The organism is Bacillus sp. FSL K6-2944, assembly GCF_038005385.1.
Classification (GTDB): Bacteria; Bacillota; Bacilli; order Bacillales; family Bacillaceae_G; genus Bacillus_A; species Bacillus_A cereus.
The window spans coordinates 3,778,739-3,795,277 of record NZ_JBBOTE010000001.1; the positions used below are offsets into that span (position 1 = coordinate 3,778,739).

The window sequence follows — 16,539 nt, forward strand, 5'->3', positions numbered from 1 at the left end:
TTAAATATTAGAACAAATGTTCTGTTTTGTCAATGAATCAGAAACCAATATTTACAGTTATTACGTAAAATTGGTATGATTTACTTATTAATAAAGGGGGGAGATTTTTGAGTCTAAACATGTATTTAGGGGAAGTACATAACCAAACACAAAGTATGAATGCTGTATGTACCGCTACCATTCAAGGTATGGAACAAGTTATTCAATCGATTGATGCTTTTACAAGTGATACCGTTCTACAAGGGCAAACTTACGATAGTGCAAAAGCGTTTTTTGCAGAAACTTTTCGCCCTTTAGCACAAGGAATCATTTACTTATGTGAAGAATTAATCCGTCAGAACGATGCCTTTCCAAGTCAATTTCAATCACAGGTAGCTTCAACAGATGTTATTGAACAAGAAATATTAGAACAAATTCGAGAAATTGATCGAATGATAGCAAGTACGGAAGCACTCAATCAAGCTATACCAATCTCGGGCATGGACGCTATGGTAAATCTTTTTGCTGTCATGAGGCGTAAACTGCAAGAAAAATTAGAACACCTATATGAATTTAATCAAACATCTAGCGATAACTATAATACAGCAATTCAATTAGCCGCTAGCATTGCGACGGGTCTTGCTGAAGTCCAAAGTGGGAAAGGTTTTAGTCCAGCAAGTGGCACATTTAGTACACAAGGATTAAATATGGAGTGGGCGACTTCAATTCAATCGATTACACAAGATAGGAAGCGTCAGGCTGATAATTCAATTGAAGAAGGTGCAATGTGTGGCAAAATCCCACCACAATCAGAACAATCCTTTTGGGATAGAAATAAAAAGGATTTGAACGATGCCTGGACTGGTATTTCCACTGGGGTAGTAGATGGCGTTGTAGACGCATGGGACGGATTTGTTGCTTTGGGAGATAAAGAGACTTGGTTGAATATGCGGGATGCGATTGTAAACTATGAAGAAACACTTCCTGCTGCATGGAATGCCTTATCAGATTCATTCATGAATGAATTTTGGAATGGGGATATGGAAAGTAGAGAACATTATGCAGCTTATGCAGTCACCTGTTATGAAGTGACCTTTGTCAATAGTTTTTCACCCATAATATTTTTCTTGATGGCATACAAAAGCTTCAGAAATAAGATCTATCGACAGTTAACCACTCTGTTATTCGTGGATTGGTTACCTCAGGTTAATGGTTCGTCGTTAGGCTCTTATAATCTCACTGCGTGGATCACACCTTTTCAAATTCTAATAAATAGCTTGTTTATCAGAATTTCAGCCATGCCAGAAGAGGTGAGTCATAGATAGCCAGACCTGTAATTCACTATCTCTGAAGCTCATCTATGCCATCAATTGATACCTTTGGTTTCTAACTATGAATGAATCAATCAACTTCATATCCTTCCCTCTTTATTTTCGGTGAATTTTACCTGTTTCTAATCCCCATATAAAACACCCCAGTTCTCTTGCGATAGCTGTAACGGCAACATTTCTAGGTTTCCCTTGATATATCATGCGATAATATTTTCTTTGTAACCTTTCTACAGCCTGATCCGCATAAGCAATCACTTCGCTTCGTTGCCCTTTTTGTCTTGCTTTCACTCGCTTCGATTTTAATCCGATTGTTCCTTTTACCAACGCATTTGCACATTCTACAAGAGTAGACCTAACGGTCGAATTTCCTTGTTTTGTAATCGAACGTCGACTGATTTTTTCTCCACTTGAGCTTTCGCTTGGTGTCAATCCTACATAAGCCATAAATGCTTTAGCCGTGGGAAAACGAGTGAAGTCTGCAATTTCCACATGAACAGTCATTGCCGATGTTGTATCTATACCTTTTAAGCATCTTAAATTTGCGATTGGTTCTTCGTACCTTTCACGATGAGATAATTCTTCTAATCTCAGACTGAACCGCTCAATTTTATCGACTAGAACATCATACTGTAATAGGTATTCGCCTAACGTTTCTTTGAATAATCCTTGTAGATCAAGATTCTTTAACCATTTCATATAAGCGATTGTCCAGCTTGATTTCCCTTCATACACATAGCCATGCCTTAAAAGGAATGCTTTTATCTGTTGTTTTATTTTTTTCAAAGATGTTTTAAAATCACCTAACATGCGGATATACTCTTTCACGGCAACATCCTCTTCTTCTGGAACATATACTTCTTTATAGGTGCCATTTGCTAAATTAAGAGCAATCATTTTGGCATCGAATTTATCATTTTTAACCATTTTATTTTTTGATGAACTGTACATTGTTGTGGGAGCTAAAATATCACAATCAATTCCATTTTGTTCAAGAAGATTATGAAGTGAATACCCTAAACAACCAGCCTCATATCCAGCTTTAATTTTTATATCTTCACCATATTTTGTTTTCAGTTTCTCAACGAATTTTTTTACGAGAGATACATTTGAAGCACATCGTGCTTCTCTTACAATTTCCCCAGTTGTTCCGTGTAGTGCACATAAGCTAAAACTTTCCTTGTGGACATCCATCCCAATATAGATTATATTTTCCATAGTGGCCTCCTATTATCATAGGGTATAACCCCATTCATAATGTTTTCATTCATTATTATGGGTTAAAATCCCTGACTTGATAATCTAGGAGGTCGCTTCATATTATCTCTCTATTATTTTAACATAGTCGAGGAACATTTTTTCTTTTCAAGAATATATATAATGAGGAGGAAATACTTGTGAAAATCGCAATTTCTGGTGGTACAGGCTTTATCGGTAAATCCCTTTCTACTTTTTTTATTCAAAAAGGATATACTGTTTACATTCTCACACGAAAAAAAACTACTGAAACTTCCGACCCTAACCTTCAGTATGTTCAATGGACACCAGATTTACAAACCTTCCCCCTCTCTTCTATTGATGTAGTTATTAATCTAGCCGGAGAGTCTATTAATAGTAGATGGACAAAGCAACAAAAGAAAGCCATTTTAAACAGTAGAATTCAAACAACAAAAGGACTCATTAAACAATTGCAGGGACTCCATACAAAGCCACACACATTTATTAACGCAAGTGCTATTGGATACTACGGAACATCTGAAATAGAGTCTTTTACAGAACAGCATGAGACTCCTGGAAATGACTTTTTAGCAAATACAGTATATTCATGGGAACAAGAAGCATCTAAAGCACGTTCTCTCGGAATACGAACAATCTACGCAAGATTTGGAGTCGTATTAGGTGCAAATGGAGGAGCTCTTCCAAAAATGCTACTTCCCTATCAATTCTATATCGGCGGCACCATTGGTTCTGAGAAACAATGGTTATCATGGATTCATATAGACGATGTCGTTCGTATGATGGATTTCATCATACACAAAAAAGAAATTGATGGTCCTCTTAATATGACAGCACCAACACCCATAAGAATGAAGGAATTTGGAGAAAACATTGCAACTATAATGAACAAGCCTCATTGGTTGCCTGTACCTTCATTTATCATTCAAACTTTATTAGGTGAAATGAGCATACTTGTACTAGAAGGGCAACGTGTATTACCCATTAAGGCAATTGAACATGGATACCAATACACATTTCCGGCAATAGACCATGCATTACAAAATATACTTTCGCATACAATGTAGTACTTCTAAAACACAATTTTACATGGGCTCTTTCAAAACTTTCATTTTCTAGGATCCGAAGCATTACCATACAAATAACCTTTCAGTTACTTTCCCTTAACTTCCATTAGCATTATAAAGTAACAGAAATGAGGTACCTATGAAAATATTGCTCAAACAAGCCATTGTATACCCTATTACATCTCAAAAGTTTCAAGGCGATGTACTCGTTACAGGAGAGCGAATTACCGAGGTCAAACCTTTTATTCAACCTACTCAAGATATGACCGTTATAGATGCACGAGCACTCCATCTCTTACCTGGCTTTATTGATGTCCATACTCACCTTGGTCTCTATGATGAAGGCACTGGTTGGGCTGGAAATGATGCCAATGAAACATCTGAAGTTTCAACACCACATATTCGTTCTTTAGATGGAATCCACCCTTTGGATATCGCCTTTCAAGACGCTGTACAAAACGGAATTACAACCGTTCACGTTATGCCTGGCAGTCAAAATATTATCGGGGGGACTACTTGTGTAATAAAAACAGCTGGAACTTGTATTGATCATATGATTATTCAAGAACCTGCTGGTTTAAAGATTGCCTTTGGAGAAAATCCTAAAAAAGTCCATAGTAATGGAACAAAAGAATCCATTACACGTATGGGGATTATGGGGTTACTTCGGGAATCATTCTATGAAGCACAACACTACGGGCACGAAGCTGATTTTCGAATGCTTCCTATTTTAAAAGCATTACGTCGTGAAATACCCGTACGTATCCACGCTCACCGAGCAGATGATATTAGTTCTGCGCTACGCTTTGCAACGGAATTCAACCTCGATCTACGTATTGAACATTGTACAGAAGGACACTTTCTTGTTGAAGAGCTTTCGAAACATAATTTGAAGGTTTCAGTTGGTCCCACTCTGACACGTCGTTCTAAAATCGAACTAAAAAACAAGACATGGGATACTTACCATATATTATCTAAAAATGGTGTGGAAGTTTCTATAACAACAGATCATCCTTATACACCCATTCAATATTTAAATATTTGTGCCGCTGTCGCAGTAAGAGAAGGATTAGACGAGAAAACAGCACTAGAAGGAATCACCATATTCCCAGCGCGAAATTTGCGTTTAGAGGATAGAATTGGAAGCATCGAGGTTGGAAAAGACGCCGATCTCGTGTTATGGACTCATCATCCTTTCCATTATTTAGCCAAGCCTGTACTAACTATGATTGATGGAAAAATAATTTACAAAAAAAATAAAAAAAACTAGTTTATTTTTTTGACTAGATAAAGTATTATACGATTATAAACTGAATGAAACCATAATCAATTTGTGTCGTGATTATCATTTTCAAATTGATGAATGGGGAAGGCAAATGGTGCGCCACCAGCGTTAGAAACTGGTTCTAGTGGGTTCGATTCCCACCCCGAAATTTTTTAAAGATTGATATAAAAATTTCGAGGGTGGGGTGTTTTTTCGTCATGCTACCCTCGTGTGAGGAGGAGTTAGTATGTTGAAAAAACGCGACTTACACGACAGCCACGTTCTATACGAGTTAATGGTGGATCCAGCTGTCTTCCCTTTTGTGCGTCAAAAGGCTTATTCTTATGAAGAATATTTATTCTTAACAAAACAAACGATTGAAGCTGAAGAGCGTGGTGAATTAATTTCACGCACAATTTTAGATGAATGGGGTAACCCTATCGGAACAATTACTTTATTTGATGTGCAAGAAAAAGCTGGATTTCTCGGGACATGGCTTGGCAAACCATATCATGGAAAAGGCTATAATAAATTGGCAAAAGATTCATTTTTTAGTGAACTTTTCTATGAATTAGATATTGAAACAATTTTCATGCGTATTCGTAAAATAAATATTCGTTCTATTAAAGCTGCAGAAAAACTGCAATATGTGAATCTAGCAAACGAAACAAGAAAAGCCGTATATGATGAAATTAACGCAAACGAAGAAGTATATAACTTATATGAAATTCCAAAAGATCAATACACACTTGCTACAATGCGAGATACAACCTTCCAAGATGCTCATCAATTAAAAGAAGCATAATCTAAATTTTCTGAAATGATAATCAATCATTAACATTTTCCATATGCGTATATCCCCTCATGTCTTTGGAAACGATAAATAGTAACTTTAAGACACGAGGTGATTTGTAATGGATAAAAAGAAACGTGATAAAGCAAAAAACACATTATCTAGTACACAAGAAGTTCTCTATCAACGCGAATTTCAAAAAGCAGATCGTGCAGCAGGATATCGCTCGAAAAGCATTTAAAGTGAAAATGAATAATTAGAAGTTTCCCCCCTAATTATTCATTTTCATTACATAATTTTCTCGATTGATAGAAGTAAGCAAAAAAGCCCCTTATACATAATGGGCTTTTTTTGCTGTGGACAACTTTATCCACAAAACCAACAGAATTGTTAGTAATTTTCAAAAACATTTAATATTTTTCTATATTAAAGCATATATCAGCTGTTTTAATTGTGGATATTTTTCTAAAAATTGTGGACAATGTGGATATAGTTGTTAATATTCCGACTTTACTGTTTAATGAAAGCGCAATCCTTTTGTGGATAACTGGCTGAATTTTCTTTGAAAATAATAAAGAACCCTCTTTACATATACAAAGAGGGTTTCATATTAAGTAAAAGATTGTGCAAGAGCAGGTGATTTAATAGGTATATGACGCGGTTCTGCATGATTTTCTGCCAAAATTGCATCTACAATATGACCAGCTGGCTCTGGAAGATAGATGCTTTTCATTGCTTCTTTCATTTGAAGAAGCTTCACATCATCTTGTAATAATGCCTCTGTTTTTGCAAAAACCTCACTATCATCGCGAATGACAACTGCTGCTCCCTTTCTTTCAAAGTACATCGCATTTTCATTTTCTTGTCCTGGAACAGGCTTATATAAAATGACAGGTACTTGCAACGCTGCTGCTTCACTTAATGTTATTCCGCCTGGCTTCGTAATCATACAAGAAGTAACACGGAATAATTCATCAATATTTTCAACATACCCAAACACTTTTAATACATCGGAATTTTGCTTCTGTAAACTTAATAAATCCTGTTTTAAAGCTTCATTTTTCCCACAAACGACAACTACTTGTAAATTAGGCACTGACATAAATGATTGGCATAGTTCTTTTACATTTCCTAATACCCCATGAGCACCTGCTACAATTAGTAAAATCTTTTTATTCTTACATAACTGATATTTAGTATATATGATTTCTGGATTTACCTTTAACTCAAAACTACTCCGAATTGGAATTCCTGTTTCAACAATTTGTTCCGCAGGTACACCGATATCAACCATCAATTCTTTCACATGATCCGTTGCAACAAAATAACGATCTACTTCTCGATGAATCCATATTTTGTGCACGCAAAAATCCGTTAATACGTTATAGACAGGAATTGAAATACCTGTTTGTTTCTTCAATTCTGGTACAGCGATAATTGGAAATGTATTAATTACAATATCTGGTTTCTCCACCTGTAATAGTGTTTTCAAACGTTTTCTTCCAAAGTTCGCATACCAAGATGCTATTTTCTTATCATAAATTTTTTCTACCCCGTAATAAAACAAACGATATAATTCTTTTCCTATTGTATAACTTTTTAAATATAGATATTTTGTAATGTCAGTTATAAATGGATGTGATTCTCCAAACAAGTCGCATACAATAACATCTTCAATTCCTTTTTGGCGAAATGTTTGTTCTAATGTTTTTGCTACTTGCACATGACCATTACCGTAATGTGCAGTTAATATTAAAACCTTGGGGTTTTTTATCAAACAAATCCACTCCTAGCTTTTTGTTTCTCCATATTGCATATACGACAATAGGAAAAACATTTTCCTTAAAAATTACATAAACAGATTCTAATAATTCCCTTTCAGCTATGTACCTGTCGTGGATATGCAAAGCATATAAGATTGACCCCTTAATCCTATCTGTGCTCATATCTTTACATTATACTTTCCTATAAGAGCTTTCGCAATAACTTACAAATGTTCTCTATTCCATGATACTCACTCTTTTACTTCTTAATTCTTTTTACTATTTTGATTTCCCTTTACAATTATGTAAATTTCTCCATTTATTCCGTACAAAATTATGGATATTCTACTTTCAGTATACTCTTTTATCAATATATACTCTAGATTTTATTGTAAAGAAAGCAAAAAGCCTAATCCAATATTTGGATTAGACCGCTTGTAAAATATATTTAGCATGTTCTACATTTTTCTCAGTAGGTGGTTCTACATTTGCGAGTGGATACTTGTGTCCAAGCGCCTCCCATTTATATACACCAAGCTTATGATATGGTAACACTTCAACTTTTTGAACATTAGACAGACTTTGAATAAAGCTAGATAGTTTTTGTAGATCCTCTTCATTATCCGTAACACCAGGAACTAATACGTGTCGTACCCAAATCGGTTTATTCTTATCCGATAAATAACGAGCAAATTGTAAAATATGTTCATTTGATTTCCCTGTTAATTTACGATGCTTTTTGGAATCGATATGTTTCAGATCCAATAAAACTAAATCTGTATAATCCATTAAAATATCTAGCTTATTTTGGAATTCTGGTTCCTCAGAATAACAACCACCAGAAGAGTCGATTGTTGTATGGATACCAGCCGCTTTACACTTTTTAAACAACTCAATTAAAAAGTCTAGCTGTAATAATGGCTCTCCACCGCTAACTGTTATACCGCCTCCGGAAGCTTCAATAAATGGAAGGTAACATGTCACATCCTGCATCACTTCTTCAACTGTTATTTCTTTACCTTTACCGATTTCCCACGTATCAGCATTATGACAATATTGACAACGTAATAAACACCCTTGTGTAAATATGACATAACGAATCCCCGGGCCATCAACAGTACCACAAGACTCTACAGAATGTATTCTTCCTTTTACCATGTTACTTCCTCCTTTATTGAAACAGCCTCCCTTCGCTATATATTAAGAGCGAAGGGAAACCTTTTTCATTTACATGCTTTCATGCATTGTACGGTTAATTACATCAATTTGTTGTTCACGAGTTAATTTAATAAAGTTTACAGCATAACCAGATACACGAATTGTTAATTGTGGATACTTCTCAGGATGTTCCATTGCATCCATTAATGTTTCACGGTTAAATACGTTAATATTTAAGTGGTGCCCTTCTTTTACTGCATAGCCATCAAGCATTGATACTAAGTTACGTACTTGTACATCATCTTCTTTACCAAGTGCTTTCGGAATAATAGAGAATGTATTAGAAATACCATCTTGTGCATCTTCATATGGTAATTTAGCCACAGATAATAATGAAGCTAATGCACCCTTTGTATCGCGTCCATGCATTGGGTTCGCACCTGGTGCAAATGGTTCTCCAGTACGGCGGCCATCTGGAGTATTACCAGTTTTCTTACCGTAAACAACGTTAGATGTGATTGTTAAGATTGACATTGTATGAACAGAGTTTCTGTATGTTTTATGTTTACGAAGTTTATTCATAAATGTTTTTACAAGATTTACAGCAATCTCATCTACACGATCATCATTGTTACCGTATTTAGGGAAATCTCCTTCAATCTCGAAGTCAACTGCAATACCATTTTCATCACGAATTGGTTTTACTTTTGCGTACTTAATTGCACTTAATGAATCTGCTACTACAGATAGACCAGCGATACCTGTTGCCATTGTACGAAGAACGTTTGTATCATGAAGTGCCATTTCAATACGTTCATAGCTATATTTATCATGCATGTAATGGATAACATTTAATGTGTTTAAATATAGACCCGCTAACCATTCCATTGTCATATCAAACTTATGCATAACTTCTTCATAATTTAATACTTCAGAAGTAATTGGTGCGTACTCAGGACCAACTTGTGCTTTTGACTTTTCATCTTTACCACCGTTAATCGCATATAATAATGCTTTCGCTAAGTTTGCACGAGCTCCGAAGAACTGCATTTGTTTACCGATTCTCATTGCAGATACGCAACATGCAATACCGTAATCATCGCCGTATTCAGGACGCATAATGTCATCATTTTCATATTGAATTGCTGATGTTTTAATAGACATTTTCGCACAGTAGTTTTTAAAGTTCTCTGGTAATTGTTTAGACCAAAGAACAGTTAAGTTTGGTTCTGGAGCTGGTCCTAAATTATCTAATGTATGCAAGAAACGGAATGAGTTCTTTGTTACTAATGGACGACCATCTAATGCCATACCACCGATAGATTCAGTTACCCAAGTTGGGTCACCAGAGAATAATTCATTATAATCAGGTGTTCTTGCGAATTTCACAAGACGTAATTTCATAATGAAGTGATCTACAATTTCTTGTACTTCTTCTTCTGTTAAAGTACCATTTGCTAAATCTCTTTCAATGTAAATATCTAAGAATGTAGAAGTACGTCCAAGACTCATTGCAGCTCCGTTTTGCTCTTTAATCGCTGCAAGGTATGCGAAGTATAACCATTGGAATGCTTCTTGTGCATTTGTTGCTGGCTTAGAAATATCGAAGCCATGAGAAGCAGCCATTTCTTTTAACTCTTGAAGTGCACGCATTTGCTCAGATAACTCTTCGCGTAAACGCATTGTATCTTCGCTCATTACACCACCAGTTAAATTCAAATCAGCTTTTTTCGCTTCAATTAAATGATCAATACCATATAACGCTACTCGGCGATAGTCACCGATAATACGTCCACGTCCGTATGCATCTGGAAGACCAGTAATAACACCTGATTTACGTGCATTTCTCATTTCTGGTGTGTATGCATCAAATACACCTTGGTTATGAGTTTTTCTCCACTCTCTAAAAATACGACTAAGTTCTTTATCCATTTCGTATCCATAAGATTCACAAGCTTGTTCTGCCATACGAATACCACCATATGGTTGTAAAGAACGTTTAAATGGTTTATCAGTTTGGAAACCGACTACTTTTTCAATATCTTTATTTAAGTATCCTGGGTCATGTGATGTAATAGAAGAAACAATTTTTGTATCCATATCAAGAACGCCACCGTTTTCACGTTCTTTCGTTGTTAAATCCATTACTTGATCCCAAAGTTGTTTCGTTGCTTCAGTTGCTTCTGCTAAGAAAGATTCGTCCCCTTCGAAAACGTTTACATTATTTAAAATGAAATCGCGAACATCAATCTCTGCTTTCCATTTTTCACCTTTAAAGTTTTCCCATGCGTTTTTAACATTTTCTAATACTTGAGTCATCCTAATCTCCTCCATTTTTGATTAGTACAGGACTAAGATTTTTTATATAACAGCTTACACACTTAGAATACTACTTTTTTACGAAAGTGAACGAAATAGTTGTGACATGTTTGTGAAATATTGAGCAAACTACTATATATATAGTGTTAACTTCATTTAAAAGTCTTTAAAATTAACCCTTTCCTTAATTGTATTTTTTTGGTATCCTTATATACGAGTCCTATTTTGTAATATAAGAACAATACCCATTGTAGAGCTGTAATACTCTTATCTCCTAATCTGTTATAGTTTTTATAACAGAACAAAAAAGTGTACACATGTTGTACACTTTTTTTGTTACTTCTATAAAACATCTCTTTTTCTATTGCCATCATAGAATCCGCCACGATTGTCTGTTATTGCAATTATTTGATCTAGTCCTTCTATATGATCACCTATAATTCGAAGTACAGCTGGTGGATGACCTATTTTAGCAAAATGTTCACTGGGACGAATACGGTTCATCTTATCGACCTCAACACGACTTACACATGCAACTTCAAATCCTGAAAGAATAGCTTTCACTTGGGCTACACACGGCGCCAGTAAAGATCTATACCCAATTTCTTTCAAACACTTACGGCTAAACGCATTCGGTACAGCGATAAGAGAGCCTACGCCTAGATCTTTTCTATCACAAGCTAAATTTAATGCATATTTAAATGCAGTTACAAGATGAAGCGGTACTCTTAAATCTAAATAATGATTTAGATCATTTAATGCAACATCTGTTCCATCTGCAATAGCTTTCGCAAAAGGATATAGCTCACTCGCTGGAATAACAAAATCGCCATCTATAAATAACACAATTTCTCCTTTTGCAAAATACGTTCCAAGTGAGCGCCCCACATCATTTCCGAGTGCTTCTTTATATACAATTGTCGTTGCCCCTTTGTCTTTTGCAATTTTTTTCGTTTTATCTGACGAACCATTTACGACAACGATAATTTCGAAGGGTTCAATTTTGCGAAGCTCTTCTATAACGTTTCCAATTGTTTTCTCTTCATCTTGTACGGGAATAACAACCGATAGTTGCTTTCCTTTATAGAAATCAGATGTAACACCCCACCCTTGATAAAACTCTTCAAAACTTAAAGTATGATAGACACTATCCCTTTTCCTATTTCCATCATAATATCCTCCGCGCTCATCACTGCTTAATATCCGTTCTGCTACTGCTTCTATATGATCACCTATCATTCTTTTTTCAGATTGGGAAAGATTTGTCCCATATGCAGCATGCTGGAATGGACGAAATTTATTCGGCGTAATAACGTCAATAGCACAATGACGACTAATTCTCCATTTACTTTGAACTAGGCGTAAATGAGCCACAATAGGATTAACAAAACATTCATATCCGATGCTTTGAACGACTTCTTTCGTCAGCGCATGAGGTACATCTAATAAAGAATTCATTTTTAATTCTTCACGCTCTAACATTGCATTTAATATTTGGCGCCATACTGTAATAGAAGTGGTTTTTTGCCTTTTTAAAAATAATGCATCCAAATTATTTAAAACTCCATCTGCCTGATCGTATAAAATCGGATTAAGGAATAATTTTAATTTTGAAGTTGGAATAGCAAAATCACCATCTATAAATAGTAATACATCACCTATCGCATGTTTTGCGCCGACTGCACGTCCAACATCGTTCCCTAGTAGCTCTGTATGCTTGATTACTTTACACCCTAAACGATCTGCAACATCTTCTGTTCCATCATTACAACCGTTTGCTACTACAATGATTTCTACTGGATTTAATGGTCTTACCGATTGAATAACGTCTGAAATCGTATCGACCTCATTACATGCAGGAATAATAACAGATAATGACTTAGCCATTGTTTTGTTCACGAAACCACTTAATTGTTTCCTTCAATCCGTTTTCCCACGTTACTTTCGCCTGAAATTGAACAAGCTCTTTTAATTTTGTTACATCTGGTCTTCTATTTGGAATTTCTTCAAAACCATGAGGATATACTTCTTCAAAAGGCACTTGGACAATCTTCGAAGAAGAATTCGTTAATTTTTTAATTACTTCTGCTACTTCTTTTATGCTCTTTTCATTCTCAGAACCTATATTAATAATCTCACCATTTACCTTCTCATCCATTGCCCGAATCGTTGCCTCTACCGCATCACTTACATACGTAAAACAACGTGTCTGCTTTCCATCTCCATATACGAGAATGTCTTCTCCTTGCAGTGCCGCGCGGATAAATCGCGGGATTACTCCTGCATATGGACCATCTTTCGCTCTTGGACCATAAATATTAAAGTATCGAACAATCGTTACTGGTAAACCTTCTAATGCGTACCCTAAACATAATGTCTCTTCCAACGTTTTACAAACTGCATAACTCCAACGAATTTTAGAAGTTGCCCCGTACAATCGATCTCCCTCTTCAGAGAAAGGCGGCTTGGCCTTACCATATACTTCTGAAGTAGAAGCAAAAACTACTTTCTTCTTTCCTTTTAACGCTGCTTGTAAAACATTTCTTGTCCCATCAAAATTCGTTTCTATGAGCTCTATACTTTTTTCCATTGTTGTTTTCACACCTAAAATTGCTGCTAAATGAAACACGACATCATGCTGATCTACTAATTCATAAATAGAATTTTTATCTAAAACACTTATTGGAATAACACGGATTTCTTTCATTAACTCTTTATGGTACTTATTTTTACCTTTATAAAAGTTATCCACAACAGTGACCTCATAACCTCTTCTCATCAACTCTTCAGCTAAATGCGACCCGATAAATCCGGCCCCACCTGTAATTAAACATTTCTTACTCATTTACTCACCTTCTTTACAATCCCGCGTGTATCTATTACTCGATCCATTCCTTTAAAAAGCTTCCAATCAATATTAGAATGATCCGTTAAAATTAAAATACAATCCGCTTTTTTAACTTTTTCTTCATCTAAAGAAACAGATTGGTACACCTTATCTCCAATTTCTGCGGAAGAAATATAAGGATCATGATATTCTATCTCGTATCCTTGATTTCTTAATAATTGAATAATCGGTAACGCTGGTGATTCTCTCAAATCATTTACATCTTTTTTATACGCAATCCCTACAATTAACACCGTTGCAGGTAATTGCACCACACTTTTTACTTTCCGGACCATTTTCTCTGGCATTTCTTCATTAATTATATGTGCAGCCTCAATTAATTGACTAATTGCCCCATTCTTTTTTATTCTCCATTGAAAATATAAAGGGTCTACGGGAATACAGTGTCCCCCTATCCCTGGCCCTGGCCAATACGGAGTAAACCCAAATGGTTTTGTAGATGCCGCTTCAATGGCCTCATAAAAATCAATGCCTAAACTTTCACATAGTGTGTTTAGTTCATTTACTAAAGAAATGTTAACTAAGCGCTGAATATTTTCAAATAGCTTGCACATCTCTGCTACTTTCGGAGAGCTAACAGGTACAACTTCGTCAAAAATGGTACTATATAAATCCTGTACCTTTTGTTTACACTTTTCTGTTTGTCCACTAATAACTTTTGGAATAGCTTGAACTGAATATTGACTATTTGCTGGATCAATTCTCTCAGGGGAATATCCGATATAGAAATCTTCCCCTACCTTTTTACCATTTTGAGAAATAATAGGTAGGATGACTTCTTCAAGTGTGCCTGGATATGTGGAGCTTTCAAAAATGAAGGTTTGTCCTTTTTGAAGGTTTTGTTGTATATAATGCGAAGCTGAAATGAGGGCACTTAAGTCTGGTTCTCTTTGTTCATTAATTGGAGTCGGGACAGTGACAATAACATAATCACTATTTTGAAAATCAGCAATGCCTTGATCCGGTGTATTTACTGTTAATTTTTTTTTCGTCAATAAACTTTGTAACTCTTTAGAAGAAACATCCGGAATATAACTTTCTCCTTTTATAATTGAGTCTATTTTTCTAATATCTTTATCTAATCCAAGTACTGTATGCCCTCTTTCTGCAAAATGTACCGCTAAAGGAAGGCCAACATACCCTAGCCCAATAATAGCTACTTTACTACTATTCATTTGTATTCTCTTCTTCCCTTCTCAATTGTTGAATTACATCTCTATCTCTATCTCCATCTGTAAAACCACCACGTTCGTCCGTACATTGTAATAAATACGCAACCGCTTCAAGTTGATCACCGAAAATACGATCAAATGCTGAAATACGCCCATTTACAAATTCGTGTTGCTCTGGACGTACGCGATTTGTTTTTATAACATCTACTAACTCTACTGTTGTAATAGAGAATCCTTCTAAAATAGCTTTCACTTGTGCTAATGGCGGAATGATAAGGGAATCATATCCTATTTTCTCTATTACCTTCTTATGAATGGCATGTGGTACAGCAGTTAGTGAGTTATTCCATAAATCTGGTCGTTTCGCTATCAAATTCACAAAGTATTTTCCCATACTAATTGGATCTGCTGGATGAAACATATCTAATAAGCATTGTAAATCATTTAACACCACGTCATTTCCATCTTCAACAGCATGTAAAAATAGAGTGAGTTTTTTTGCTGGAATAACAAGATCACTATCAACGAATAAACAAATATCTGCCGTAGCATGCATGGCACCTATTGCTCGTGCTACATTATGTCCAAGCGCCTTCGTAAATTCAACAACAATAACATTCTCTAGCTTTGCCTGTTTAACAGTCTCAACATCTGCTCCATTCGCGACAACTATAATTTCATCTACACCTGCTTCTTTCACTTCTTTTATAACAGACCTTATGGTTATTTTCTCTTCTGATACTGGGATAATGGCACTATATTTCGCTTTATTCTTTTGTAATAAAACTGGTTTATACTTTCCTACAAACTCTCTATCTCTATTGTTCTCTGAAAAACCACCGCGTTTACCATATGTTTCGATTACGTATTGTAAAGCTCGCAAATGATCACCCATAATACGACTAGTCGCTTTCGGATAAGGAGAGCCAGGTGATGTACCAGTATGCACAGGTCGAACTTTATTTGTGTAGATGACATCAACTGAAGCCATATCAGAAATATCTACTCCTCTAGACATCGCCATCGCTTGAAATAATGCTGGATCTGCTAAATTCCACCACCCCAGTTTTTCAATCACTTTACGACTTATCGCATGTGGTATTGCAATTAAAGATCCTACAACAAACTCTTTCTTGTTCAAATAACGATTTAACATATATTTTCCAACCGTCGTATAATGCGGTCTCATCTTCAAGTAAACGGACCATGTTAAATTATTTAAAACAATCTCATGCCCTTGTCGTATTCCTTTAATAAAATTGTATAATTCTTCACTTTTCATGACGATATCACCATCTAAAAACAAAACAATCTCACCTTTTGCTTCTCTAGCACCAATTGCCCGTCCCACATCATTACCAAGAGAATCTCTATAATAAATCACACGGCAATTATGCTGTAATGCTATTTCCTTCGTCCCATCTGTAGATCCATTATCTACTATGATAACTTCATATGGTTCGAGTTTTCTTACCTCTACTAAAACTTTTGATAAAGTACTTGCTTCATTATGCACTGGAATAACAACTGACACTCTCATACTTGTATCACT

General features: G+C 35.6%; 13 protein-coding genes and 1 pseudogene. 5 read left to right on the forward strand and 9 right to left on the reverse strand.

Annotation, left to right across the window (positions count from 1 at the left end; translation table 11 throughout):
• Nucleotides 1–107: 107 nt before the first annotated feature.
• Nucleotides 108–1,058, forward strand: a pseudogene (locus tag MHH55_RS19380) (T7SS effector LXG polymorphic toxin); the annotation flags it as partial.
• Nucleotides 1,059–1,406: 348 nt separating this feature from the next.
• On the opposite strand, the gene MHH55_RS19385 reads toward MHH55_RS19380, so the two are convergent.
• Nucleotides 1,407–2,525 carry an IS110 family transposase gene (locus MHH55_RS19385; RefSeq protein ID WP_340880263.1) on the reverse strand — a complete coding sequence of 373 codons (1,119 nt, stop codon included), beginning with the start codon at nt 2,523–2,525 and terminating at the stop codon, nt 1,407–1,409.
• Between the two features lie 179 nt (nt 2,526–2,704).
• On the opposite strand from MHH55_RS19385, the gene MHH55_RS19390 reads away from it, so the two are divergent.
• The 4 genes from MHH55_RS19390 to MHH55_RS19405 all read left to right on the forward strand — a co-directional run bounded on the left by MHH55_RS19390 (nt 2,705) and on the right by MHH55_RS19405 (nt 5,908).
• Nucleotides 2,705–3,610: a TIGR01777 family oxidoreductase gene (locus MHH55_RS19390; RefSeq protein WP_078186912.1), complete on the forward strand. Its 906-nt coding sequence runs from the start codon at nt 2,705–2,707 to the stop codon at nt 3,608–3,610.
• A 139-nt stretch (nt 3,611–3,749) separates the two neighbouring features.
• On the forward strand, nt 3,750–4,880 hold the full coding sequence (locus MHH55_RS19395) for an amidohydrolase (RefSeq protein WP_000698319.1): 1,131 nt from the start codon (nt 3,750–3,752) through the stop codon (nt 4,878–4,880).
• A 241-nt stretch (nt 4,881–5,121) separates the two neighbouring features.
• Nucleotides 5,122–5,679: a GNAT family N-acetyltransferase gene (locus MHH55_RS19400; RefSeq protein ID WP_000914737.1), complete on the forward strand. Its 558-nt coding sequence runs from the start codon at nt 5,122–5,124 to the stop codon at nt 5,677–5,679.
• A 109-nt stretch (nt 5,680–5,788) separates the two neighbouring features.
• Nucleotides 5,789–5,908 (forward strand): YfhE family protein, encoded by a 120-nt coding sequence (locus MHH55_RS19405; RefSeq protein WP_000358482.1) that lies wholly within the window; start codon nt 5,789–5,791, stop codon nt 5,906–5,908.
• Nucleotides 5,909–6,277: 369 nt separating this feature from the next.
• Here MHH55_RS19405 and MHH55_RS19410 read toward each other — a convergent pair whose 3' ends face one another.
• The 8 genes from MHH55_RS19410 to MHH55_RS19445 form a co-directional block, all read right to left on the reverse strand.
• The gene (locus MHH55_RS19410; protein WP_000594693.1) at nt 6,278–7,444 is read right to left on the reverse strand and encodes a diglucosyl diacylglycerol synthase; all 1,167 of its coding nucleotides are present in this window, start codon (nt 7,442–7,444) and stop codon (nt 6,278–6,280) included.
• Between the two features lie 412 nt (nt 7,445–7,856).
• A complete protein-coding gene (gene pflA / locus MHH55_RS19415; RefSeq protein ID WP_000238459.1) occupies nt 7,857–8,588 on the reverse strand; it encodes a pyruvate formate-lyase-activating protein in 732 nt (243 codons plus the stop codon).
• Nucleotides 8,589–8,657: 69 nt separating this feature from the next.
• Nucleotides 8,658–10,907 carry a formate C-acetyltransferase gene (pflB, locus tag MHH55_RS19420; protein ID WP_000195471.1) on the reverse strand — a complete coding sequence of 750 codons (2,250 nt, stop codon included), beginning with the start codon at nt 10,905–10,907 and terminating at the stop codon, nt 8,658–8,660.
• 152 nt (nt 10,908–11,059) lie between these two features.
• On the reverse strand, nt 11,060–11,281 hold the full coding sequence (locus MHH55_RS19425) for a hypothetical protein (protein ID WP_002094217.1): 222 nt from the start codon (nt 11,279–11,281) through the stop codon (nt 11,060–11,062).
• A complete protein-coding gene (locus tag MHH55_RS19430; protein ID WP_139362461.1) occupies nt 11,250–12,794 on the reverse strand; it encodes a glycosyltransferase in 1,545 nt (514 codons plus the stop codon). The genes MHH55_RS19425 and MHH55_RS19430 overlap by 32 nt, the downstream gene beginning before the upstream one ends.
• Nucleotides 12,787–13,752 carry an NAD-dependent epimerase/dehydratase family protein gene (locus MHH55_RS19435; protein ID WP_000037020.1) on the reverse strand — a complete coding sequence of 322 codons (966 nt, stop codon included), beginning with the start codon at nt 13,750–13,752 and terminating at the stop codon, nt 12,787–12,789. The genes MHH55_RS19430 and MHH55_RS19435 overlap by 8 nt, the downstream gene beginning before the upstream one ends.
• Nucleotides 13,749–14,990: a nucleotide sugar dehydrogenase gene (locus tag MHH55_RS19440; protein ID WP_001088925.1), complete on the reverse strand. Its 1,242-nt coding sequence runs from the start codon at nt 14,988–14,990 to the stop codon at nt 13,749–13,751. The genes MHH55_RS19435 and MHH55_RS19440 overlap by 4 nt, the downstream gene beginning before the upstream one ends.
• A complete protein-coding gene (locus MHH55_RS19445; RefSeq protein ID WP_001266466.1) occupies nt 14,983–16,527 on the reverse strand; it encodes a glycosyltransferase family 2 protein in 1,545 nt (514 codons plus the stop codon). Before MHH55_RS19445 ends, MHH55_RS19440 begins: the two co-directional genes overlap by 8 nt.
• Nucleotides 16,528–16,539 lie beyond the last annotated feature (12 nt).

Coding starts and splice junctions, on each gene's coding strand:
- MHH55_RS19385 (WP_340880263.1), bottom strand. CDS start 2,525: ATGGAAAATATAATCTATATTGGGATGGATGTCCACAAGGAAAGTTTT.
- MHH55_RS19395 (WP_000698319.1), top strand. CDS start 3,750: ATGAAAATATTGCTCAAACAAGCCATTGTATACCCTATTACATCTCAA.
- MHH55_RS19400 (WP_000914737.1), top strand. CDS start 5,122: ATGTTGAAAAAACGCGACTTACACGACAGCCACGTTCTATACGAGTTA.
- MHH55_RS19405 (WP_000358482.1), top strand. CDS start 5,789: ATGGATAAAAAGAAACGTGATAAAGCAAAAAACACATTATCTAGTACA.
- pflA (WP_000238459.1), bottom strand. CDS start 8,588: ATGGTAAAAGGAAGAATACATTCTGTAGAGTCTTGTGGTACTGTTGAT.
- pflB (WP_000195471.1), bottom strand. CDS start 10,907: ATGACTCAAGTATTAGAAAATGTTAAAAACGCATGGGAAAACTTTAAA.
- MHH55_RS19425 (WP_002094217.1), bottom strand. CDS start 11,281: ATGATGGCAATAGAAAAAGAGATGTTTTATAGAAGTAACAAAAAAAGT.
- MHH55_RS19430 (WP_139362461.1), bottom strand. CDS start 12,794: ATGGCTAAGTCATTATCTGTTATTATTCCTGCATGTAATGAGGTCGAT.
- MHH55_RS19435 (WP_000037020.1), bottom strand. CDS start 13,752: ATGAGTAAGAAATGTTTAATTACAGGTGGGGCCGGATTTATCGGGTCG.
- MHH55_RS19440 (WP_001088925.1), bottom strand. CDS start 14,990: ATGAATAGTAGTAAAGTAGCTATTATTGGGCTAGGGTATGTTGGCCTT.
- MHH55_RS19445 (WP_001266466.1), bottom strand. CDS start 16,527: ATGAGAGTGTCAGTTGTTATTCCAGTGCATAATGAAGCAAGTACTTTA.